This window comes from Streptococcus gwangjuense (assembly GCF_003627155.1).
GTDB classification, from domain to species: domain Bacteria; phylum Bacillota; class Bacilli; order Lactobacillales; family Streptococcaceae; genus Streptococcus; species Streptococcus gwangjuensis.
Map to the genome: position 1 here is coordinate 186,289 of NZ_CP032621.1, position 21,636 is coordinate 207,924.

At 41.6% G+C, this 21,636-nt stretch carries 23 protein-coding genes and 1 riboswitch; of the genes, 17 read left to right on the plus strand and 6 right to left on the minus strand.

The genetic code is table 11. The features are described from left to right. From D7D53_RS00810 to D7D53_RS00825, 4 genes are all read left to right on the plus strand, one after another. Positions 1 to 2,643, plus strand: coding sequence for a DEAD/DEAH box helicase family protein (locus D7D53_RS00810; protein WP_120769827.1), 2,643 nt, complete (start codon positions 1 to 3; stop codon positions 2,641 to 2,643). 192 nt (positions 2,644 to 2,835) lie between these two features. Then, a riboswitch (glycine riboswitch) is annotated at positions 2,836 to 2,924 on the plus strand. 90 nt (positions 2,925 to 3,014) lie between these two features. After that, a complete protein-coding gene (locus D7D53_RS00815; RefSeq protein WP_049487020.1) occupies positions 3,015 to 4,337 on the plus strand; it encodes an alanine/glycine:cation symporter family protein in 1,323 nt (440 codons plus the stop codon). 131 nt (positions 4,338 to 4,468) lie between these two features. Next, positions 4,469 to 5,017: a carboxymuconolactone decarboxylase family protein gene (locus D7D53_RS00820; protein ID WP_004256949.1), complete on the plus strand. Its 549-nt coding sequence runs from the start codon at positions 4,469 to 4,471 to the stop codon at positions 5,015 to 5,017. Between the two features lie 110 nt (positions 5,018 to 5,127). Then, entirely contained in the window at positions 5,128 to 6,027 is a 900-nt protein-coding gene (locus D7D53_RS00825; RefSeq protein WP_120769828.1) for a TDT family transporter, read from the plus strand. Positions 6,028 to 6,051: 24 nt separating this feature from the next. Here the strand turns inward: D7D53_RS00825 and serS are convergent, their stop codons facing one another. From serS to D7D53_RS00840, 3 genes are all read right to left on the minus strand, one after another. Next, on the minus strand, positions 6,052 to 7,326 hold the full coding sequence (serS, locus tag D7D53_RS00830) for a serine--tRNA ligase (protein ID WP_120769829.1): 1,275 nt from the start codon (positions 7,324 to 7,326) through the stop codon (positions 6,052 to 6,054). 213 nt (positions 7,327 to 7,539) lie between these two features. Next, on the minus strand, positions 7,540 to 7,911 hold the full coding sequence (locus D7D53_RS00835) for a DUF956 family protein (protein ID WP_000079350.1): 372 nt from the start codon (positions 7,909 to 7,911) through the stop codon (positions 7,540 to 7,542). A 2-nt stretch (positions 7,912 to 7,913) separates the two neighbouring features. Further along, positions 7,914 to 9,278, minus strand: coding sequence for an aspartate kinase (locus D7D53_RS00840; RefSeq protein WP_084864830.1), 1,365 nt, complete (start codon positions 9,276 to 9,278; stop codon positions 7,914 to 7,916). 209 nt (positions 9,279 to 9,487) lie between these two features. Between D7D53_RS00840 and D7D53_RS00850 the strand changes: the two genes are divergently transcribed. The 13 genes from D7D53_RS00850 (at position 9,488) to D7D53_RS00910 (ending at position 20,049) form a co-directional block, all read left to right on the plus strand. Then, positions 9,488 to 10,273 carry an enoyl-CoA hydratase gene (locus D7D53_RS00850; RefSeq protein ID WP_120769831.1) on the plus strand — a complete coding sequence of 262 codons (786 nt, stop codon included), beginning with the start codon at positions 9,488 to 9,490 and terminating at the stop codon, positions 10,271 to 10,273. A 93-nt stretch (positions 10,274 to 10,366) separates the two neighbouring features. Continuing rightward, a complete protein-coding gene (fabT, locus tag D7D53_RS00855; RefSeq protein WP_000386356.1) occupies positions 10,367 to 10,801 on the plus strand; it encodes a fatty acid biosynthesis transcriptional regulator FabT in 435 nt (144 codons plus the stop codon). Further along, complete coding sequence (locus D7D53_RS00860; protein ID WP_120769832.1) at positions 10,801 to 11,775, plus strand: beta-ketoacyl-ACP synthase III; 975 nt, start codon at positions 10,801 to 10,803, stop codon at positions 11,773 to 11,775. Before fabT ends, D7D53_RS00860 begins: the two co-directional genes overlap by 1 nt. Before the next feature lie 59 nt (positions 11,776 to 11,834). After that, on the plus strand, positions 11,835 to 12,059 hold the full coding sequence (locus D7D53_RS00865) for an acyl carrier protein (RefSeq protein WP_000257838.1): 225 nt from the start codon (positions 11,835 to 11,837) through the stop codon (positions 12,057 to 12,059). Positions 12,060 to 12,176: 117 nt separating this feature from the next. Further along, on the plus strand, positions 12,177 to 13,151 hold the full coding sequence (gene fabK / locus D7D53_RS00870; protein WP_120769833.1) for an enoyl-[acyl-carrier-protein] reductase FabK: 975 nt from the start codon (positions 12,177 to 12,179) through the stop codon (positions 13,149 to 13,151). After that, positions 13,144 to 14,067: an ACP S-malonyltransferase gene (gene fabD / locus D7D53_RS00875; RefSeq protein WP_120769834.1), complete on the plus strand. Its 924-nt coding sequence runs from the start codon at positions 13,144 to 13,146 to the stop codon at positions 14,065 to 14,067. Before fabK ends, fabD begins: the two co-directional genes overlap by 8 nt. Positions 14,068 to 14,107: 40 nt before the next feature. Then, a complete protein-coding gene (fabG, locus tag D7D53_RS00880; RefSeq protein WP_120769835.1) occupies positions 14,108 to 14,839 on the plus strand; it encodes a 3-oxoacyl-[acyl-carrier-protein] reductase in 732 nt (243 codons plus the stop codon). A gap of 21 nt (positions 14,840 to 14,860) precedes the next feature. Next, positions 14,861 to 16,096, plus strand: coding sequence for a beta-ketoacyl-ACP synthase II (gene fabF / locus D7D53_RS00885; RefSeq protein WP_120769836.1), 1,236 nt, complete (start codon positions 14,861 to 14,863; stop codon positions 16,094 to 16,096). Positions 16,097 to 16,098: 2 nt separating this feature from the next. Next, positions 16,099 to 16,584 carry an acetyl-CoA carboxylase biotin carboxyl carrier protein gene (accB, locus tag D7D53_RS00890; protein WP_049492973.1) on the plus strand — a complete coding sequence of 162 codons (486 nt, stop codon included), beginning with the start codon at positions 16,099 to 16,101 and terminating at the stop codon, positions 16,582 to 16,584. Next, a complete protein-coding gene (gene fabZ, locus D7D53_RS00895) occupies positions 16,581 to 17,003 on the plus strand; it encodes a 3-hydroxyacyl-ACP dehydratase FabZ (protein ID WP_120769837.1) in 423 nt (140 codons plus the stop codon). Before accB ends, fabZ begins: the two co-directional genes overlap by 4 nt. An 11-nt stretch (positions 17,004 to 17,014) precedes the next feature. After that, positions 17,015 to 18,382, plus strand: coding sequence for an acetyl-CoA carboxylase biotin carboxylase subunit (accC, locus tag D7D53_RS00900; RefSeq protein ID WP_120769838.1), 1,368 nt, complete (start codon positions 17,015 to 17,017; stop codon positions 18,380 to 18,382). Between the two features lie 36 nt (positions 18,383 to 18,418). Beyond that, positions 18,419 to 19,285, plus strand: coding sequence for an acetyl-CoA carboxylase, carboxyltransferase subunit beta (gene accD / locus D7D53_RS00905; RefSeq protein WP_120769839.1), 867 nt, complete (start codon positions 18,419 to 18,421; stop codon positions 19,283 to 19,285). Next, positions 19,282 to 20,049 carry an acetyl-CoA carboxylase carboxyl transferase subunit alpha gene (locus D7D53_RS00910; RefSeq protein WP_049487035.1) on the plus strand — a complete coding sequence of 256 codons (768 nt, stop codon included), beginning with the start codon at positions 19,282 to 19,284 and terminating at the stop codon, positions 20,047 to 20,049. Before accD ends, D7D53_RS00910 begins: the two co-directional genes overlap by 4 nt. A 112-nt stretch (positions 20,050 to 20,161) precedes the next feature. Here D7D53_RS00910 and nusB read toward each other — a convergent pair whose 3' ends face one another. Genes nusB through efp form a run of 3 tightly spaced genes read right to left on the minus strand, consistent with a single transcriptional unit; the run spans position 20,162 to position 21,551 of the window. Continuing rightward, positions 20,162 to 20,587: a transcription antitermination factor NusB gene (gene nusB / locus D7D53_RS00915; RefSeq protein WP_000203638.1), complete on the minus strand. Its 426-nt coding sequence runs from the start codon at positions 20,585 to 20,587 to the stop codon at positions 20,162 to 20,164. Beyond that, positions 20,580 to 20,969 carry an Asp23/Gls24 family envelope stress response protein gene (locus D7D53_RS00920; RefSeq protein WP_000510575.1) on the minus strand — a complete coding sequence of 130 codons (390 nt, stop codon included), beginning with the start codon at positions 20,967 to 20,969 and terminating at the stop codon, positions 20,580 to 20,582. Before D7D53_RS00920 ends, nusB begins: the two co-directional genes overlap by 8 nt. Before the next feature lie 21 nt (positions 20,970 to 20,990). Continuing rightward, the gene (efp, locus tag D7D53_RS00925) at positions 20,991 to 21,551 is read right to left on the minus strand and encodes an elongation factor P (protein ID WP_000568643.1); all 561 of its coding nucleotides are present in this window, start codon (positions 21,549 to 21,551) and stop codon (positions 20,991 to 20,993) included. Between the last annotated feature and the right edge of the window lie 85 nt (positions 21,552 to 21,636).

Below are 21,636 nucleotides of genomic sequence, written 5' to 3' on the forward strand. Positions count from 1 at the left end.
ATGGCTTTTGTGTATGAAATTTATAAGCAAGCTAGTGAAAATGGCTTCATTGACTTTAAGGCAAGCATTCCAGACTATATCACGCAAAATCTGAAATTTCCACTGCGTCCTTACCAGAAAGAGGCGTTAGGGAGGTATCTTTACTACAAAAGGGATGAGAAGAATCGAAAAAAACCAGAACAAGTCCTCTACAATATGGCGACCGGTTCAGGAAAAACTTTGCTGATGGCAGCGATTATCCTCGAAAAATTTAAACAGGGTGAACGCAATTTTATTTTTTTTGTTAATAACGACAATATCCTTACCAAGACAAGGGCAAACTTCTTGCCTAATGAGATGGGAAAATACTTGTTTGCGGATAAAATAACGATTGATAATCAAGTGGTGGGAGTACGTGAAGTGACAGATTTTTCCGATAGTCAGCCTGATAGTATCAATATTGTTTTTACAACCATTCAAAAACTTCACCAAGATTTAAACACCCCAAGGGAAAATCGCCTAACTTATGAGCAATTTGAAGATTTGTCGCTTGTGTTACTGGCAGATGAGGCCCATCACTTGAATGCTGGACTCGGTAAGAAAGAAAAAGATGAGAACGACAGCTGGACGTCAACGATTGAAAACATTCAAAGTACAGCCCGTAAATCTTCTTTATTTGAATTTACAGCAACTATTGACTTAGCAAATCCAGATATTGCCAAAAAATATGAAAAATCTTTGATTTTCAAGTATGATTTGAAAGAGTTCCGCTTGGATAAGTACTCTAAAGATGTTCTTTTCCACTTGGTAGATAATGAACTTCCAATTCGTATGTTGCAGGCAATCATTATCAGCCAATACCGCAAGAAAATCGCCTTGAAACATGGCATCAACCTCAAACCGTTGGTCTTGTTTAAGTCGCAAAAAATTGCTGAAAATAAAGGAAACTTAGAGGCTTTTTTGGATATGTTAGCCAACTTGTCAGTAGAACAAGTACAGTCTCAAAAAAACTTAACTGCAAATGATGAGGAACAAAAAAATATCTTGGAAAAAGCATTTACTTTTTTTGAGGAGTCTGGACTTTCTTTTCAAGATTTAATTGAGGAATTGCAGGAAGATTTTCGCCGTGAACGCTTACTCGTGATTGATGGGAAAAACAAGACTAGCAACAATTTAGTGGAGTTGAATACTCTGGAACTTCCTTCAAATGAAATTCGTGCTATTTTTGCAGTTGATATGCTTAACGAAGGATGGGATGTTTTGAATCTTTTTGATATTGTTCGTCTTTACGATATTCGTGATGGCAAGACAACAAAGAACGGTTTTGTTGCAGGGAACACTACCAATGCAGAAAAGCAACTTATCGGTCGTGGAGCACGTTATTATCCCTTTGTGATTGATAATCAAATCGAGGAGAAGTTCACTCGTAAATTTGATGAAAATGAAAACAATGAACTTCGTGTCATAGAACAGCTTCATTATCATTCTGCCAACAATCCTCGCTATATTTCTGAATTAAAGCAAGTCTTGCGTGAGTCTGGAATTTTTGATGATGTCAATTTAGAAGAGCGTGAATTAAAGCTCAAAGAATCTTTCAAACAAACACGAACCTATACAGATGGTCTTGTTTGGATGAATAAACGTCTTTCTTATCAAGAATATGTTGAACAACGACAGGAAAGTTTGTTGGATACCTCTTTCATTCCGAGTTCCTTTGAGGTCAATTTACCGACTTCCGGCACAAGAGATTTTGAAGCTTTCTCAGAAGATGATGTTTTTGCGACGGATTCAGTAAACACCTTACACTTTGAGTTTGGAAAAGAAATTACTTCCAATATTGTTCGAGCAGCTATCAATCGCAATAAACAGTATACCTTTAAAAACTTACAGAAAGCTTTCTTTGGCTTGAGTGGTGTATCTGCCTTCATCGAAATGCTTTCAAAAGTTAATATTATAGTAGAATCTTCTTTATCACAAATAAGTGAGTTAACTTCAGACCAGAAACTCTATATTGTAGAACAGCTTTTATATAGCATTGAAAAAGATATTGTTCCAACTGAAGAACGCTTTTATGGTTCAGCTAACTTTGAGTCAGTTCCTGTACGTGAAGTTTTTGAAGAGAATATTTTGAGAAAGTATACTGTTAATGTAAATGGGAATGCAGAGTTTGGACGGTCACAAAAAACCAAATCTGAAACAGAGATTTTTGAAAATATCGATCAGCTAGATTGGTATGCCTATGATGATAACTTTGGAACAAGCGAGGAGAAATATCTGGTGCGTGCTATCCGCGAATTGATGAATGATTTGCAGGAAAAGTGGTCTGATATTTATCTTTTGCGAAATGAGAAAGCAGTGAAAATCTATAGTTTTGATGAAGGGCGTGCTTTTGAGCCTGACTTTATCTTGCTTGCAAATGATAAAAAAGTTGGAAATACTTCTTGGCAGATTTTTATTGAGCCAAAAGGAAGTCAATTTTTGGATAGTAATAATACCTTCAAAAATAGTAAAGAAGGCTGGAAAGAGAAATTCTTACTGCAAATTACTGAAAGAGATGAGGCAAGAACTTTGTTGGACGATGAACGTTATCGTATCGTCGGTCTTCCTTTCTTTAATAATGATATGAGCAGAGAAGTTGTAAATAGTAATTTAAAAGATTTATAGCGTAAATGGGGAGTTTATGATTTCATAAATTATTTTAAGAAATTTTAAACGATTTCAAAATAGAAAAATTGAATTTCCCAAAACACATTGACAAAAGCCAACATTTTTTGTAAAATAAGAATCAATTAAATACCAACACCGAATGAAGTTTAATAGAAGTGGGGAATCGTTTGATTTTCCATGACTGTAAATGGACGGAACTCTGGAGAGACCGTAAAGGCACCGAAGGGGCAAGGCAGGCAACTGCTCAAACTCTCAGGTAAAAGGACAGAGCTAGGATAGACCGCTTTTTAGCATTTATCTAAGCATTCCAGAGTACATGTATCTTGCATGTGCTCTTTCTTTTGGGGTTGAAAAGATAGGAGAAGGAAATGTTAGAATTGCTTAAATCAATCGATGCTTTTGCTTGGGGCCCACCCCTCTTGATTCTCTTGGTCGGGACAGGGATTTACCTAACTGCTCGTCTAGGACTTCTGCAGGTTTTACGTCTGCCCAAGGCCTTCCAGCTTATTTTTACTAAGGACAAGGGGCATGGCGATGTATCCAGCTTTGCGGCCTTGTGTACAGCACTCGCAGCGACAGTTGGTACGGGAAATATTATCGGGGTGGCGACGGCTATCAAGGTTGGTGGCCCAGGAGCCCTCTTTTGGATGTGGATGGCCGCTTTCTTTGGGATGGCTACCAAGTATGCGGAAGGACTACTAGCTATCAAATACCGCACCAAGGATGACCATGGTGCAGTAGCGGGAGGTCCCATGCACTATATCCTTCTAGGGATGGGAGAAAAGTGGCGACCACTTGCCATCTTCTTTGCCCTGGCAGGTGTGCTAGTAGCTTTGCTGGGAATCGGAACCTTCACCCAAGTCAACTCGATTACAGAATCTATCCAAAATACAACAACAATTTCGCCAGCCATCACTGCTCTTGTATTGTCGGTATTTGTAGCGATTGCAGTCTTTGGTGGCCTCAAGTCCATTTCTAAGGTTTCAACTACAGTTGTTCCTTTTATGGCCATCATCTATATTTTGGGAACTCTTACAGTTATTTTCTTTAATATTGGGAAAATCCCTGCCACAATCGCTTTAATCTTGACATCAGCATTTAGTCCTGTTGCTGCGGTGGGTGGTTTTGCTGGGGCTAGCATTCGAATGGCTATTCAAAATGGTGTGGCGCGTGGTGTGTTCTCAAACGAATCTGGTCTGGGTTCTGCTCCCATTGCAGCAGCTGCGGCTAAGACAAATGAACCAGTAGAGCAAGGGTTGATTTCCATGACAGGAACCTTTATTGATACCCTTATTATCTGTACTCTGACTGGTTTGACCATCTTGGTGACTGGTGTTTGGAGTGGCGACTTAAATGGGGTTGCCTTGACTCAGTCAGCCTTCTCAACAGTCTTTTCACACTTTGGACCTGCCCTTTTGACCATCTTTCTTGTGCTCTTTGCCTTTACAACGATTCTTGGTTGGAACTACTATGGAGAACGCTGTTTTGAGTTTCTCTTTGGGGTTCGCTTTATCTGGCTCTACCGTGTGGTCTTTGTGCTCATGGTCTTGTTGGGAGGATTTATCGAGTTGGATATGGTCTGGATTATCGCAGATATTGTCAACGCCTTGATGGCTCTGCCAAATTTGATTGCCCTCTTGGTCTTGTCGCCAGTCGTCATTGCTGAGACTAAAAAGTATTTTGATAAATAATGAAATCACACCTCGCGTGTGATTTTTTGCTTTCATAAAAAATTTCTATCAGTGCAATTTAAAATATATATTATACACGGTATAGAATCTGTGATAGACTAGGTTTCAACAAAATGAAAAGAGGTTTTATGATGACAACATTTACCATCCATACAGTAGAATCAGCACCAGCAGAAGTGAAAGAAGTTCTAGAAACAGTAGAAAAAGATAACAATGGCTATATTCCTAACCTAATCGGTCTCTTGGCTAATGCACCCACTGCTTTAGAGGCTTACCGTACTGTCGGAGCTATCAACCGTCGCAACAGCCTGACACCCGTTGAGCGTGAAGTGGTGCAAATCACGGCAGCTGTAACCAATGGTTGTGCCTTCTGCGTCGCAGGTCACACAGCTTTTTCAATCAAACAAATCCAGATGAATGATGACCTTCTTCAAGCCCTCCGCAATCGGACTCCAATTGAAACAGATCCTAAATTGGACACCCTAGCTAAGTTTACCTTGGCGGTTATCAATACCAAGGGACGTGTTGGCGATGAAGCCTTGTCTGAGTTTTTAGAAGCTGGCTACACCCAACAAAATGCCTTGGATGTGGTTCTTGGTGTCAGCCTAGCAAGTCTCTGTAACTATGCCAACAACCTAGCTAATACCCCAATTAACCCAGAATTGCAACCTTATGCTTAATCATTATCTGAGTAAAAAATGAAGTCTGAAATAATTGGACTTCGTTTTTTTAGTCCTCATTTAATCGCTTTTATGCTATACTGAAACTAACATGATTATTGGAGGTTAGGATGAAAAAACTCCCCTTGGTATTTTCTGGTTGTTTGCTAGGTTTGGCAGGAGCTGGAAATCTTATGTTAGATACGTTGCCGGTTCTGTCCCATCTGTTTAGTCTGACAGGTTTGGTTTTGTGGACTTACTTTCTAATGCTGCATCTCTTTAATTGGAAGGAAACCAAGCAAGAATTGACCAAGCCCCCTCTTTTGTCAGGAATGGCGACCTTTCCCATGGCTGGGATGATTTTATCTACCTATGTTTTTCGCGTCTTCCCTCATCTTCCTTTGGTAGCGCAAGGGCTCTGGTGGTTTTCATTTCTCTTGGATGTGGCTCTGATTGCTGGCTTCACTATCAAATTTGCCTATCCGGGGCGGAGGGTTCATGCGACTCCAAGCTGGACGGTTCTCTATGTGGGGATAGCAGTGGCAGCCTTGACTTATCCTCTGGTAGGCATCATAGAAATTGCCTATGCGACCTTGAGTTTTGGTTTTCTCCTAACCTTCTATCTCTATCCACTTATTTATAGCGATTTAAAGAAACATCCACTCCCACTAGCCTTGCTTGGACAAGAAGGAATCTACTGTGCTCCCTTCTCTCTACTCTTGGCTTCCCTGGTTCGAGTTGGAGGAGAGAGTCTACCAACTTGGCTCTTGATTGTCATGATCTTGGCTTCCCAATTCTTCTTTTTCTTTGTTTTGACTCGTCTGCCCAATATTTTAAAACAAGGCTTTCAACCAGCCTTCTCAGCCCTCACCTTCCCAACCATTATCACAGCTACTTCGCTCAAGATGGCTCAGGGAATCTTGAAACTTCCATTTTTGGATTATTTGGTACTGGCTGAAACCGCTATTTGCTTAATTATTTTATTCTTTGTATTGGGCGCTTATCTGAATTGGTTACGAAAAAAGGTCTAGCTAGAAATAGCTAAACCTTATTTTTTATGGTTTGATAACTTCAGCTCCACCCATGTATGGACGAAGTACTTCTGGAATGGTCACAGAACCATCTGCATTTTGATAGTTTTCAAGAATAGCAGCCACTGTACGTCCAACTGCAAGTCCAGAACCGTTCAAGGTATGGAGGAGTTTCACCTTGCCGTCTGCTTCATCACGGTAACGGATTTGGGCACGACGGGCTTGGAAATCTTCTGTATTTGAACAACTTGAGATTTCACGGTAGGTATTTTGCGCTGGAATCCAAACTTCCAAGTCGTAAGTTTTAGCAGCTGAGAAGCCCATATCTCCTGTAGAGAGCGCAACGACACGGTATGGAAGGTTCAGTTTTTGAAGGATATTTTCAGCGTTAGCTGTCATTTTTTCCAATTCTTCATAAGATTCTTCTGGTTTGGCAAATTTAACCATTTCAACCTTGTGGAATTGGTGCAAACGAATTAAGCCACGAGTATCACGACCAGCAGAACCAGCCTCAGAACGGAATGATGGACTCATAGCAGTGAAGTAGATTGGTAGGTCTTTACCATCAAGGATTTCATCACGGTAGTAGTTTGTCAGAGGAACTTCGGCTGTAGGAATAAGAACATAATTGCTGTCGCTGAGTTCAAAAGTATCTTCCTTGAATTTTGGATATTGACCAGTACCAAACATAGAATCATGGTTAACCATGTAAGGTGTGATGACTTCAGTATAGCCTTCTTTTCCATGTTCATCCAACATAAAGTTGTAGATGGCACGTTCCAAACGAGCACCGAGACCTTTATAGAAGAGGAAGCGAGCGCCCGTTACCTTACCACCGCGTTCCCAGTCAAGGATACCAAGATCTTCACCAAGATCCCAGTGAGCTTTTGGTTCGAAGTCAAACTCGCGTGGAGTGCCCCAACGGCGAACTTCCACATTGTCATCTTCATCAGCCCCAACAGGAACACTGTCAGCTGGAATATTTGGGAGAGTAGTGGTAAATTTTGTCAATTTAGCATCGATTTCTGCCAATTCAGCATCCAAGGCTTTGACTTCAGCAGATAGAGTTTGCATGGCAGCAATCTTGTCATCTGCATTTTCCTTGTTGCGCTTAGCTTGGGCAATCTCAGCAGAAACTGTGTTACGTTCAGCCTTGAGAGTTTCAACCTTGACTAAAATCTCACGACGTTTAGCATCGATTTCTTTCATCTCGTTTAAGATAGCAGCATCTACACCACGTGTAGCCAATTTTTCTGCGACAGCATCAAAGTCTGTACGAATACGTTTGATATCTAACATAAGAACTCCTTTATGAAAAAAGCACACCTGACAAAGCGTTGGAGTGGCAGGGCCACGGTTCCATCCAACTTCACAGGTGTGCACTTGATTGTGTATGCAATTGTTACTAACGGTAGAATTTCACCTATCCCTCCTATCTGCTCGCAGCACCCGCAGACTTTCTGAAAGAAGAAGATAACCTACTTATCCGTTGCTATGATTATACTAAAGTTTCTACTTTTTTGCAAATAGATTTTTAAATTTTTGACTAATGGTTTGAATCAGGGTCGGAAGTTTGACGACCTTGTCATTGCCCAATTTTTCACGCGCAATTTTGAGAATGGCACCTGAGTCTTTTGAAGCAAAGAGGAATTTTCCTCTGTCTGTAAAGACTTCGAAGTGGCGACTGATTTTGCGACCAGTAACATTAGCTCCAATTTGGTTGATATGGCTCCAAGGAATCTGGATAAATTGTTCAACATTGACATCGGGGTAAAATTCCAGAGCCTGATCTCCGACAAGGAATTTCCCAACTTTTCCAGCTATAGAGAGGTAGGAGGTACCTGTCGTATTGAGGAGCACTGTTTTGTTAAGTGATTGAGCCATGCTTAGTCTTCCTTACTTTCACCGAAAAAGGCATTGTAGAGGGCTTTAATAGCTGCTTTCTCTTGGTCCTTATGGACAACAAACATGATAGACACTTCACTAGAACCTTGAGACATCATCTGGATGTTGATCTTATTTTCAGATAAAGCGCGTGTCGCAGTAGCAGTGACACCGATATGGCTCTTCATCTTTTCTCCAACAATCATAATGATTGAAAGGTCGTGCTCGATTTCTGCATGGTCTACTTCAGCCTTTTGAACCAACTGACGAAGGATTTCTTCTTCCTTGATAGGAGTTAGTTCGCGAGAACGGAGGATGATTGAAAGATCGTCGATACCTGTTGGCATATGTTCCCAACCGATGTTAAGATCTTCAAGGATTTGAAGAACCTTGCGTCCAAATCCAACCTCACGGTTCATAAGGTATTTAGACATGTTGATGCTGACAAAGCCTGAGTCACCAGCAATTCCCACAACTGGAAATTCATCACTACTGTGTTTTAGAACGATACGAGTACCTGGATGGTCAGGATTGTTGGTATTCTTGATAACTAGAGGAATTTTTCCACGGTAGGCAGGTAGAAGAGCTTCATCATGAAGGACTGAGAATCCTGCATAGGCCAACTCACGCATTTCACGATAGGTCAACTCAGGGATTGAGTGTGGTTGGTGGATAATACCAGGGTGGGCAGCAAAGATACCATCAACGTCTGTAAAGTTTTCATAGAGGTCGGCTTTTACACCAGCAGCAATGATAGAACCAGTGATATCAGATCCTCCACGTGAGAAGGTACAGATTTGATTTTCCTTGGTAACTCCAAAGAAACCAGGAATGACAAGAACTTCATTTGTATTTGTCAATTCTTCAATCTTATCATAACTTGATGGAATGATGCGAGCGTGACCAGGTTCACTTGTGACCACAATACCAGCTTCTCTAGGGTGCACATAGCGTGCATCGATCCCATTTTGATTAAAGTAGGCAGCAATCAATTTAGCATTGTTATTTTCACCAGCTGCTAGGAAAGTATCGTAGAGAAATTCATTTTCTTCGATAGGAAGAGTGGCCAAGGCGCGAATGCTTTTTGAAATTTTCTCAAGAACAGCTGGCTTCAGTCCCAATTCACTAACCATAGCGGCATAGCGGTCGATAATCCAGTTTTGACTCTTGCTAATATCGTTACCAGCGACATAATCACGGTAGTATTTAATCAAGGCATCCGTAACCTTAGTATCTTCAGCATTGCGTTTACCAGGCGCAGAAACGACTACAAAACGACGCTCTGGATCGCTTTTGACGATGTTTAAAACTTTTTCTAATTGACTAGCAGAGGCAAGAGAGCTACCTCCAAATTTAACAACTTTCATAAGAACTCCTAAAGTAAGTATTTTATACGATTATAGCAGAAAGAAAGCCTTTTTTCAATGAAGAAAATAAGATGCTTTCTAGGACAAAGCGAGCCTTTCTTATCGGCTGAGACACTTTCAGTTGATTTTTTCTTGCTTTCTGATTTTAAAAAAGATATACTTTGAAAATAAAATAATTTAAACTGCTTATAAAACAAAAAGGAGTCCAGATGGAACACGTTATTTATCAGCTTGAAGAGGATTTGGCAATCCTTACCTTGAATCGTCCTGAGGTCGCAAATGGTTTTCATATTCCTATGTGTGAGGAGATTTTAGAAGCTCTGAGTTTGGCAGAAGAGGATCCGGCTGTGCATTTTGTATTAATCAACGCGAATGGCAAAGTCTTTTCAGTTGGGGGAGATTTAGTAGAGATGAAGCGGGCGGTGGATGAGGATGATATTCCATCATTGACGAAAATCGCAGAATTGGTCAATACTATTTCTTATAAAATCAAGCAAATTGCTAAACCTGTCTTGATGGAGGTTGATGGGGCTGTTGCAGGTGCCGCAGCGAATATGGCTGTTGCTGCAGATTTCTGTCTGGCAACGGATAAGGCTAAATTTATCCAAGCTTTTGTTGGAGTTGGCTTAGCTCCAGATGCAGGTGGGATTCATCTATTGAGTCGTAGTATTGGTGTGACGCGTGCTGTTCAATTAGCTATGACAGGAGAAGCTTTAACAGCAGACAAAGCTTTAGAGTGGGGCCTAGTTTACCGTGTCTGTGAAGCTGATAAACTTGAAAAGACGAGAGAACAGCTTCTTAAAAAATTAAGACGTGGCTCAAGTAATTCCTATGCTGCCATTAAGAAGTTGGTGTGGGAGAGTCAATTTAAAGATTGGCAAGATTATGCTGTTTTAGAACTGAACCTACAGGCGTCCTTGGCCCAAACAGAGGATTTCAAAGAGGGAGTTCGGGCTCATTCGGAAAGAAGAAGACCTAAATTTACAGGAAAATAAAAAAATACTTGCACCATTCTTTGAACTTTGATATAATTTTCTTGTCAAATGTTTTGATTCTAAAAGTTTTTTTGAAAAGGAGGGAAGGAAAGATTGGACTACCAACGAATTAATGAATATTTAACGTCTATATTTAACAATGTCCTCGTTATTGAGGAAGTTAGCTTGAGGGGTAGTCGTTTCAAGGATATCTCCATCAAAGAAATGCATACGATTGATGTGATTGGAAAAGTTCCAGATGTGACACCAAGTCAAGTGTCAAAAGAGTTGATGGTGACTCTTGGGACAGTTACGACTAGTTTGAATAATCTCGAACGCAAGGGTTACATTGAACGGATTCGCTCAGAACATGATCGACGTGTGGTACATCTGCATTTGACAAAGAAAGGTCGCTTGGTTCATAGGCTACATAAACGCTTCCACAAGGCCATGGTTGAAAAAATCATTGATGGTATGAGTAAGCAAGAAATGGAGGTTATGAGCAAAGGTTTGACTAATCTTTATCAATTTTTGGAGGATTTGAGATAATGGCTTTTGCAAAAATAAGCCAGGTTGCTCATTATGTGCCAGAGCAAGTGGTTACAAATCATGATTTGGCTCAGATTATGGATACCAATGATGAGTGGATTTCAAGTCGGACGGGAATACGTCAAAGACATATTTCAAGAACAGAATCTACTAGTGATTTAGCTACAGAGGTTGCCAAGAAACTGATGGCAAAAGCTGGAATCACAGGAGAGGAGTTGGATTTTATCATCCTAGCTACCATTACTCCAGATTCGATGATGCCCTCAACAGCTGCTCGTGTCCAAGCCAATATTGGTGCTAATAAGGCCTTTGTTTTTGACCTAACAGCAGCTTGCAGTGGATTTGTATTTGCTCTTTCAACTGCTGAAAAGTTTATCGCTTCTGGTCGCTTTCAAAAAGGCTTGGTGATTGGTAGTGAAACCCTCTCTAAAGCAGTCGATTGGTCAGACCGATCAACAGCTGTTTTGTTTGGAGATGGTGCTGGTGGAGTCTTGCTAGAAGCTAGCGAGAAAGAGCATTTTTTGGCTGAGAGTCTCAATAGTGATGGGAGTCGTAGCGAGTGTCTAACTTATGGACATTCGGGGTTACATTCTCCATTTTCAGATCAAGAAAGTGCAGATTCATTTTTGAAGATGGATGGGCGCGCAGTCTTTGATTTTGCTATTCGGGACGTAGCCAAGTCTATCAAGCAGACTATTGATGAATCTCCTATAGAGGCGACAAACTTGGATTATCTGCTACTTCATCAGGCTAATGACCGTATTTTGGATAAAATGGCTAGAAAAATCGGTGTTAACCGAGATAAACTTCCAGCCAATATGATGGAATATGGCAATACCAGTGCAGCCAGTATCCCGATTTTACTTTCAGAGTGTGTAGAACAAGGCCTCATCCGTTTAGATGGTAGCCAGACTGTTCTACTATCAGGCTTCGGTGGAGGCTTGACCTGGGGCACGCTCATTCTTACAATTTAGGTAATCATGTGGTGAACACATTGTTATAAAAAAACTATTTATTTTAAAGGAGTCCTATCATGGCAGTATTTGAAAAAGTACAAGAAATTATCGTTGAAGAACTTGGAAAAGACGCATCAGAAGTAACACTTGAATCAACTTTTGATGATTTGGACGCAGATTCATTGGACTTGTTCCAAGTAATCTCAGAAATCGAAGATGCTTTTGATATCCAAATCGAAGCAGAAGATGACTTGAAAACAGTTGGTGACTTGGTTGCCTACGTTGAAGAGCAAACAAAATAAGCAGAATATAAGATAGAAGGAGTAGGGAAACCCGCTCCCTCTTGTTTAGGCAATAGTTTGATTGTCAAATTATGACGGTATCGAACTATTACGTAAGCAAGAAACGATGGAGGCACTATGAAAACGCGTATTACAGAATTATTGAACATTGATTATCCTATTTTCCAAGGAGGGATGGCCTGGGTTGCTGATGGTGATTTGGCAGGGGCTGTTTCCAAGGCTGGAGGACTAGGGATTATCGGTGGGGGGAATGCCCCTAAAGAAGTTGTCAAGGCAAATATTGATAAAATCAAATCATTGACAGATAAACCCTTTGGTGTCAACATTATGCTCTTGTCTCCCTTTGTGGAAGATATTGTAGACCTCGTTATCGAGGAAGGTGTTAAGGTAGTGACAACAGGCGCAGGAAATCCAAGCAAATACATGGAACGTTTCCATGAAGCTGGTATTACGGTTATTCCTGTTGTGCCAAGTGTTGCCCTAGCTAAACGCATGGAAAAAATCGGTGCGGACGCTGTTATTGCAGAAGGAATGGAAGCTGGAGGACACATTGGGAAATTAACAACCATGACCTTGGTGCGCCAGGTTACTGCTGCTGTATCTATTCCTGTTATTGCTGCAGGAGGGATTGCGGATGGTGAAGGTGCTGCTGCTGGCTTTATGCTAGGTGCAGAAGCTATTCAGGTTGGAACTCGCTTTGTCGTTGCAAAAGAGTCTAATGCCCATCCAAATTATAAGGCGAAAATTTTAAAAGCTAGAGATATTGATACTACAATTTCAGCTCAACACTTTGGACATGCTGTTCGAGCTATTAAAAATCAATTGACTCGTGATTTTGAAAAAGCTGAGAAAGATGCCTTTAAACAAGAAAATCCAGACTTGGAAATTTTTGAACAAATGGGAGCAGGTGCACTAGCCAAAGCAGTTGTTCACGGTGATGTAGATGGCGGATCTGTCATGGCAGGTCAGATTGCTGGGCTTGTTTCCAAAGAAGAAACCGTTGAAGAAATCCTAAAAGATTTGTATTACGGAGCAGCTAAGAAAATTCAAGAAGAAGCCTCTCGTTGGGCAGGAGTTGTAAGAAATGACTAAAACGGCCTTTTTGTTTGCTGGCCAAGGTGCCCAGTATCTAGGTATGGGACGGGATCTCTATGATCACTACCCTATTGTCACAGAAACGATTGATCAAGCGAGTCAGGTGCTCGGTTATGATTTGCGTTATCTTATTGATAGGGAAGAAGAAAAACTCAATCAGACTCGCTATACGCAACCAGCCATTCTAGCGACATCGGTTGCTATCTACCGTTTATTGCAAGAAAAGGGCTATCAGCCTGATATGGTTGCTGGTTTGTCTCTTGGAGAATACTCTGCCTTGGTGGCCAGTGGCGCCTTGGATTTTGAAGATGCGGTTGCCTTGGTAGCTAAGCGTGGATCCTATATGGAAGAAGCGGCCCCTGCTGGCTCTGGCAAGATGGTGGCAGTTCTCAATACGCCAGTAGAGGTCATTGAAGAAGCCTGTCAAAAAGCTTCTGAATTTGGAGTGGTTACCCCAGCCAACTATAATACACCTGCACAAATCGTGATTGGTGGAGAAGTGGTTGCAGTTGATCGAGCTGTCGAACTCTTGCAGGAAGCAGGGGCTAAACGCTTGATTCCCCTCAAGGTGTCAGGTCCCTTTCATACCGCTCTCCTTGAGCCTGCTAGCCAGAAACTAGCTGAAACTCTAGCTCAGGTAAGTTTTTCAGATTTCACTTGTCCCTTAGTCGGCAATACAGAAGCTGCTGTCATGCAAAAAGAAGATATAGTTCAACTCTTGACGCGTCAGGTCAAGGAACCAGTTCGTTTCTATGAAAGTATTGCAGTTATGCAAGAAGCAAGAGTAACCAACTTTATCGAGATTGGCCCAGGGAAAGTCTTGTCAGGCTTTGTCAAAAAAATTGATAAAACGGCTAAACTAGCCAATGTTGAAGATCAGGCGAGTTTGGAAGCCTTGCTAGAAAACGAGTAATCCCTTCTCCCACAAATACAAGAGGAAACAGGAGAAAAGAATGCAACTAAAAAATAAAAATATCTTTATTACAGGTTCGAGTCGTGGAATTGGTCTTGCCGTTGCCCATAAGTTTGCTCAAGCAGGAGCCAACATTGCCTTAAACAGTCGTGGTGCAATTTCAGAAGAATTGCTCGCTGAGTTTTCAAACTATGGTGTCAAGGTGGTTCCTATTTCAGGAGATGTATCAGATTTTGCAGACGCTAAACGTATGGTTGAGCAAGCTATTGCAGAGCTAGGTTCAGTAGATGTTTTGGTCAACAATGCAGGGATTACCCAAGATACCCTGATGCTCAAGATGACAGAAGCGGATTTTGAAAAAGTGCTCAAGGTTAACTTGACTGGAGCTTTTAACATGACACAATCAGTCTTGAAATCGATGATGAAAGCCAGAGAAGGTGCTATCATTAATATGTCTAGTGTTGTTGGTTTGATGGGAAATATCGGTCAAGCTAACTATGCAGCTTCTAAGGCTGGTTTGATTGGTTTTACCAAGTCTGTGGCGCGTGAAGTGGCCAATCGCAATATCAGGGTTAATGCTATTGCACCTGGAATGATTGAGTCCGATATGACAGCTGTTCTATCAGACAAGGTAAAAGATGCTATGCTGGCACAAATTCCTATGAAAGAATTTGGGCAAGCAGAGCAGGTTGCAGATTTGACAGTATTTTTAGCAGGCCAAGATTATCTAACTGGTCAAGTAGTTGCCATTGATGGTGGCTTAAGTATGTAGCAGAAGCTAGAGGTGAAAAAGATGAAATTAAATCGCGTAGTGGTAACAGGTTATGGAGTAACATCTCCAATCGGAAATACACCAGAAGAATTTTGGAATAGTTTGACAACTGGAAACATCGGAATTGGTCCAATAACAAAATTTGATCATAGTGACTTTGATGTGCATAATGCGGCAGAAATCCAAGATTTTCCTTTTGATAAATACTTTGTTAAGAAAGATACCAATCGTTTTGATAATTATTCTTTATATGCCTTGTATGCAGCCCAAGAAGCTGTTAATCATGCCAATTTGGATGTAGAGGCTCTTGATAAAGATCGTTTTGGTGTTATCGTTGCCTCTGGTATTGGTGGAATCAAGGAAATTGAAGATCAAGTGCTTCGCCTAAATGACAAAGGACCAAAACGTGTGAAACCATTGACCCTTCCAAAAGCCTTGCCAAATATGGCTTCAGGAAATGTTGCTATGCGTTTTGGAGCAAACGGTGTTTGCAAATCTATCAATACTGCCTGCGCTTCATCAAATGACGCGATTGGGGATGCCTTCCGCTCAATTAAATTTGGTTTCCAAGACGTTATGTTGGTAGGTGGTTCAGAAGCCTCTATCACACCTTTTGCTATTGCTGGTTTCCAAGCCCTAACAGCTCTCTCTACTACAGAGGATCCAACTCGTGCTTCTATTCCATTTGATAAGGACCGCAATGGGTTTGTTATGGGTGAAGGTTCAGGGATGTTGGTTCTTGAAAGTCTTGAACACGCTGAAAAACGTGGGGCAACCATCCTTGCTGAAGTAGTTGGTTACGGAAATACTTGTGATGCCTACCATATGACTTCTCCTCATCCAGAAGGTCAGGGAGCTATCAAGGCCATCAAACTAGCCTTGGAAGAAGCTGAGATTTCTCCAGAGCAAGTAGCCTATGTCAATGCTCACGGAACGTCAACTCCTGCTAATGAAAAAGGAGAAAGTGGTGCGATCGTAGCTGTTCTTGGTAAGGAAGTACCTGTATCATCAACTAAGTCTTTCACAGGACATTTGCTGGGTGCTGCAGGCGCGGTAGAAGCTATTGTCACAATCGAAGCCATGCGTCATAACTTTGTACCAATGACAGCTGGAACAAGTGAAGTATCAGATTATATCGAAGCCAATGTCGTTTATGGACAAGGCTTGGAGCAAGAAATTCCATACGCCATTTCAAATACTTTTGGTTTTGGTGGCCACAATGCAGTTCTTGCTTTCAAACGTTGGGAGAATAAATAACTATGAATTTAAACGATATTAAAGACTTGATGGCCCAATTTGACCAGTCAAGTTTGAGAGAATTTTCTTATAAAAATGGGACGGATGAGTTGCAGTTTAGCAAGAATGAAGCTAGACTGGTGTCTGAAGTTGCATCTCAAGCCGCTCCAGCGCCTGTTCTAGCAACACCAAGTCCAGTAGCTCCTACATCTGCTCCAGTAGAAACTGTAATAGAAGAAACTTCGTCATCAGCAGAAGCAAGCGTAGCTGCTGAGGGAGATGTTGTAGAGAGTCCACTTGTTGGGGTGGCTTACTTGGCTGCTGGTCCAGATAAACCTGCCTTTGTAACAGTTGGTGATAGTGTTAAAAAAGGTCAAACATTGGTGATTATCGAAGCCATGAAAGTCATGAATGAAATTCCAGCACCTAAGGATGGTGTGGTAACGGAAATTCTCGTTTCTAACGAAGAAATGGTTGAGTTTGGTAAAGGATTGGTACGTATCAAATGATCGATATTCAAGGAATCAAAGAAGCCCTTCCCCACCGTTATCCTATGCTACTAGTAGACCGTGTCTTGGAAGTGCGCGAGGACACCATTGTTGCCATCAAAAATGTGACCATCAATGAGCCCTTCTTTAATGGTCATTTCCCTCAATACCCTGTCATGCCAGGTGTTCTGATTATGGAAGCCTTGGCGCAAACAGCTGGTGTATTGGAGTTATCAAAACCTGAAAATAAGGGGAAACTGGTCTTTTACGCTGGTATGGATAAGGTCAAGTTTAAGAAGCAAGTTGTACCTGGTGACCAATTGGTTATGACAGCGACTTTTGTAAAACGTCGTGGCACCATTGCCGTGGTTGAAGCAAAGGCTGAAGTGGATGGCAAGCTTGCAGCTAGTGGTACTCTTACCTTTGCAATAGGGAACTAAGGAGGTTCTCCATGTTTCGAAAAATTTTAATTGCCAATCGTGGTGAAATTGCGGTTCGTATTATCCGTGCGGCGCGTGAATTGGGGATTGCAACGGTGGCGGTTTATTCAACTGCTGATAAGGAAGCCCTTCATACGCTTTTGGCAGATGAAGCGGTTTGTATCGGTCCTGGTAAGCCTACAGAGTCTTATCTCAATATTAATGCGGTTCTATCAGCTGCAGTCTTGACTGAGGCAGAAGCCATTCACCCCGGTTTTGGATTTCTCAGTGAAAATTCCAAATTTGCAACTATGTGCGAAGAGGTGGGAATCAAGTTTATCGGTCCATCTGGCCATGTTATGGATATGATGGGGGATAAGATTAATGCGCGCGCTCAGATGATCAAAGCAGGCGTGCCTGTTATACCAGGTTCGGATGGAGAAGTGCATAACTCTGAGGAAGCTTTGATTGTTGCTGAAAAAATTGGCTATCCTGTTATGCTCAAGGCTTCAGCAGGTGGTGGTGGTAAAGGGATTCGTAAGGTTGAAAAACCAGAATACCTCGTATCAGCCTTTGAAACTGCCTCTAGTGAAGCCAAGGCCAATTATGGCAATGGTGCCATGTACATAGAACGGGTCATCTATCCAGCTCGTCACATCGAGGTTCAAATCCTAGGAGATGAGCACGGGAATGTGATTCACTTGGGGGAACGGGATTGTTCTCTTCAACGGAATAACCAAAAGGTTTTGGAAGAAAGTCCTTCGATTGCAATCGGAAAAACGTTGCGCCATGAAATCGGTGCTGCTGCTGTTCGAGCGGCAGAGTCTGTTGGCTATGAGAATGCAGGGACCATTGAGTTTCTGCTTGATGAAGCAAGTGGCAATTTCTATTTCATGGAAATGAATACTCGTGTTCAGGTAGAACATCCGGTAACAGAATTTGTTTCAGGTGTGGATATCGTTAAGGAACAGATTCGCATTGCGGCAGGTCAGCCTCTGTCTGTTAAGCAAGAAGATATTGTCCTACGCGGTCATGCCATCGAGTGTCGTATCAATGCAGAAAATCCAGCCTTCAACTTTGCTCCTAGTCCAGGTAAGATTACTAATCTCCATCTGCCAAGTGGTGGAGTTGGCTTGCGCGTGGATTCAGCAGTTTATCCAGGCTATACCATTCCACCTTATTATGATAGTATGATTGCTAAAATCATCGTTCACGGTGAAAATCGTTTTGACGCCTTGATGAAAATGCAACGTGCCCTCTATGAATTAGAGATTGAAGGAGTGCAGACCAATGCAGATTTCCAGCTTGACCTCATTTCAGATCGCAATGTTATTGCTGGAGATTACGATACTTCTTTCTTGATGGAAACATTCTTACCTAAGTATCAAGAAAAAGAATAAAATGACTTCAAGAGTTTAAACCGAAAAGGGGAATCAATGGCTCTATTTAGTAAAAAAGATAAGTATATTCGAATTAATCCCAATCGTTCGGTTAGGGAAAAACCTCAAGCCAAGCCAGAGGTTCCAGATGAATTATTCTCCCAGTGTCCTGGCTGTAAGTATACCATTTATCAGAAGGATCTGGGAAGTGAACGTATCTGTCCGCATTGTAGCTATACCTTTCGTATTTCTGCCCAAGAACGCTTGGCTTTGACGATTGATATGGGAACCTTTAAGGAATTGTTTACAGGGATTGAAAGCAAGGATCCCTTGCATTTCCCTGGTTATCAAAAGAAACTAGCAACTATGCGTGAAAAAACAGGACTGGATGAAGCTGTTGTGACAGGAACTGCTCTTATTAAAGGTCAGACTGTGGCTCTTGGGATTATGGATTCCAATTTTATCATGGCTTCTATGGGGACGGTTGTAGGTGAAAAAATCACTCGCTTGTTTGAGTATGCGACTGTTGAACAGTTGCCAGTTGTTCTCTTCACAGCGTCTGGTGGAGCCCGTATGCAGGAAGGAATCATGAGTCTTATGCAGATGGCCAAGATTTCTGCAGCAGTTAAACGCCATTCAAATGCAGGTCTCTTTTATCTGACTATTTTGACAGATCCAACGACAGGTGGTGTAACGGCTTCTTTCGCTATGGAAGGAGATATTATTCTAGCTGAACCACAGAGCTTGGTTGGTTTTGCTGGGCGTCGTGTGATTGAAAATACGGTTCGTGAAAGCTTACCTGAGGATTTCCAAAAGGCAGAATTCCTATTGGAACATGGCTTTGTGGATGCTATTGTCAAAAGAAGAGATTTGCCAGATACGATTGCTAGCCTAGTCAGATTGCATGGAGGGTGTCCTAGATGAATATTGCAAAAATAGTCAGAGAAGCGCGTGAGCAGAGTCGCTTGACAACCTTGGACTTTGCGACAGGCATTTTTGATGAATTTATCCAATTACACGGTGACCGTTCTTTTCGTGATGATGGTGCAGTTGTCGGTGGTATTGGCTGGCTTGGAGATCAAGCTGTCACAGTGGTTGGTATCCAAAAAGGCAAGAGCTTGCAAGACAATCTAAAACGGAATTTTGGACAACCACATCCAGAAGGCTATCGCAAGGCCCTACGGTTGATGAAACAGGCTGAAAAATTTGGCCGTCCAGTTGTGACCTTTATCAATACTGCAGGTGCCTATCCTGGTGTGGGAGCGGAAGAACGCGGTCAAGGGGAAGCTATCGCTCGCAATCTTATGGAAATGAGTGATCTGAAAGTTCCGATTATCGCTATCATTATCGGTGAAGGTGGTTCAGGTGGAGCTTTGGCTCTAGCAGTTGCAGACCGTGTCTGGATGCTGGAAAATTCTATCTATGCCATTCTCAGCCCAGAAGGCTTTGCTTCCATTCTATGGAAGGATGGAACTCGTGCCATGGAAGCGGCAGAGCTGATGAAAATCACTTCTCATGAACTGCTAGAAATGGACGTGGTGGACAAGGTGATTTCTGAAGCAGGACTTTCTAGCAAAGAATTAATTAAGAATGTCAAAAAAGAACTCCAAGCTGAGCTAGCTAGACTTTCGCAAAAACCGTTAGAAGCGTTGTTGGAAGAACGCTATCAACGATTTAGAAAATACTAATACCTCAGAATACGCAAAAACTAGAACTGGCAGTCAGTTCTAGTTTTTATGTGGTTCTGACTCTGTATCAAGGACGAAGTAAAAGGTGCTTGGAAGACCAAACACCTTTCGATTATTCATTTTCTTCAGTTACAAATTGACTAAGCAGTCCGTTGATAAAGCGGGCTGATTTTTGATCTGAAAAATTCTTAGCGAGTTCAATGGCTTCATTGACTGCTACCAGCTGAGGTGTATCAAATGATGTGATTTCAAAGATACCTAAGCGTAGTAAGTTTTTTTCGACCAAGGTCAAGCGCTCAACTGTCCAGCCTGACTTGAGGTGCTGATTGATTTGTTTATCCAACTCGTCTTTTTGAGCTTGAACGCCAGAAACCAAGTTCAGAAGAAAGGCAGGGATTTGCACATCTGCATCTTCACGGTCATGCGTGTAGGCAAAGTGACAAGCTGTTTCCATATCTGTGCCGAATTCAAGGCTCATGAGAGCTTGAAAAGCGCATTTTCGAAGTTCACGTCTAGATTCTAATAATGGACTAGTCATTGAGGAAGTCCTCGTTAAATAGATCTTTCAACTCAGGTTTTGGTGTTTTATCTGGAACGATTCCTGCAACATGGATGTTGACAGCAGCAAGTTCCACATCAGCCATATCACGGACAGCATCTTTGACTGCTTTTTGAATAGCAAGAGCCACTTTTGGTACCTTCACACCGTACTCAAGGTAGAGATAGATGTCAGCAGTTAGTTCTTCGTTGCTTTCTTTTAAGTAGACGCCACGACCAAGAGAGAGTTTTGATAGGGTATCAGATACGGATTTATTTGAAAATGAGTGGACACCATCAACTTTAGCAGTTGCGATGGCAATGATTTTTTCAAGTACACGTGGAGCGATAACGATTTCGCCAAATTGTTCTTCAATTCCCATAGAATGACCTCTTTCTAGAGATTAGGCACGAGAAACGTAAGTTCCTTCTGCAGTGTTGATGATCAATTTTTGTCCAGCTTCGATGAAGTCAGGAACGTTGACAACAAGTCCAGTTTCCATAGTTGCTGGTTTACCAGAACCTGTGACAGTAGCACCTTTGATAGATGGTTGTGTTTCAGCAACTGTCAATTCAACAGTAGTTGGTACAGTTACACCGATTACTTCAGTTCCGTAGAATTGGATTTTCACATCAGAGTTTTCAAGGATGTAAAGCAATTCATTTTCAACGTTTACGACTGGAATTTCGTATTGGTCGTAAGTTTCAGTGTTCATGAAGTAGGCAGTTTCATCCATTTTGTACAAGTATTGAGCTGGCACAGTTTCGATAATAGCTTGTTCGAATTTTTCTTCTGGACGGTAGCTTGTATCAAATGTAGAACCAGTACGGACATCACGCAATTTCATACGCATGATTGTGTTTCCTTTACCTGGTTTGTGGTGGCTAGCTTCCAAAACGCGGATCAATTTTCCGTCTGCAGTTTCAAATGTCATACCAGCTTTCAATTTGCTTGCTTCAATCATGTTTTTACCTCTTTAATAAATATTATTACTCTTCATTTTACCATAAAATCTTCTGGAAATAAAGCCAAAATAGTTATTGGGAGAT

Excerpts from the sequence above, each read along its gene's own strand:
- D7D53_RS00810 (WP_120769827.1), top strand. The coding sequence starts at position 1 with ATGGCTTTTGTGTATGAAATTTATAAGCAAGCTAGTGAAAATGGCTTC.
- D7D53_RS00815 (WP_049487020.1), top strand. The coding sequence starts at position 3,015 with ATGTTAGAATTGCTTAAATCAATCGATGCTTTTGCTTGGGGCCCACCC.
- D7D53_RS00820 (WP_004256949.1), top strand. The coding sequence starts at position 4,469 with ATGACAACATTTACCATCCATACAGTAGAATCAGCACCAGCAGAAGTG.
- D7D53_RS00825 (WP_120769828.1), top strand. The coding sequence starts at position 5,128 with ATGAAAAAACTCCCCTTGGTATTTTCTGGTTGTTTGCTAGGTTTGGCA.
- serS (WP_120769829.1), bottom strand. The coding sequence starts at position 7,326 with ATGTTAGATATCAAACGTATTCGTACAGACTTTGATGCTGTCGCAGAA.
- D7D53_RS00835 (WP_000079350.1), bottom strand. The coding sequence starts at position 7,911 with ATGGCTCAATCACTTAACAAAACAGTGCTCCTCAATACGACAGGTACC.
- D7D53_RS00840 (WP_084864830.1), bottom strand. The coding sequence starts at position 9,278 with ATGAAAGTTGTTAAATTTGGAGGTAGCTCTCTTGCCTCTGCTAGTCAA.
- D7D53_RS00850 (WP_120769831.1), top strand. The coding sequence starts at position 9,488 with ATGGAACACGTTATTTATCAGCTTGAAGAGGATTTGGCAATCCTTACC.
- D7D53_RS00860 (WP_120769832.1), top strand. The coding sequence starts at position 10,801 with ATGGCTTTTGCAAAAATAAGCCAGGTTGCTCATTATGTGCCAGAGCAA.
- D7D53_RS00865 (WP_000257838.1), top strand. The coding sequence starts at position 11,835 with ATGGCAGTATTTGAAAAAGTACAAGAAATTATCGTTGAAGAACTTGGA.
- fabK (WP_120769833.1), top strand. The coding sequence starts at position 12,177 with ATGAAAACGCGTATTACAGAATTATTGAACATTGATTATCCTATTTTC.
- fabD (WP_120769834.1), top strand. The coding sequence starts at position 13,144 with ATGACTAAAACGGCCTTTTTGTTTGCTGGCCAAGGTGCCCAGTATCTA.
- fabG (WP_120769835.1), top strand. The coding sequence starts at position 14,108 with ATGCAACTAAAAAATAAAAATATCTTTATTACAGGTTCGAGTCGTGGA.
- fabF (WP_120769836.1), top strand. The coding sequence starts at position 14,861 with ATGAAATTAAATCGCGTAGTGGTAACAGGTTATGGAGTAACATCTCCA.
- accB (WP_049492973.1), top strand. The coding sequence starts at position 16,099 with ATGAATTTAAACGATATTAAAGACTTGATGGCCCAATTTGACCAGTCA.
- fabZ (WP_120769837.1), top strand. The coding sequence starts at position 16,581 with ATGATCGATATTCAAGGAATCAAAGAAGCCCTTCCCCACCGTTATCCT.
- accC (WP_120769838.1), top strand. The coding sequence starts at position 17,015 with ATGTTTCGAAAAATTTTAATTGCCAATCGTGGTGAAATTGCGGTTCGT.
- accD (WP_120769839.1), top strand. The coding sequence starts at position 18,419 with ATGGCTCTATTTAGTAAAAAAGATAAGTATATTCGAATTAATCCCAAT.
- D7D53_RS00910 (WP_049487035.1), top strand. The coding sequence starts at position 19,282 with ATGAATATTGCAAAAATAGTCAGAGAAGCGCGTGAGCAGAGTCGCTTG.
- nusB (WP_000203638.1), bottom strand. The coding sequence starts at position 20,587 with ATGACTAGTCCATTATTAGAATCTAGACGTGAACTTCGAAAATGCGCT.
- D7D53_RS00920 (WP_000510575.1), bottom strand. The coding sequence starts at position 20,969 with ATGGGAATTGAAGAACAATTTGGCGAAATCGTTATCGCTCCACGTGTA.
- efp (WP_000568643.1), bottom strand. The coding sequence starts at position 21,551 with ATGATTGAAGCAAGCAAATTGAAAGCTGGTATGACATTTGAAACTGCA.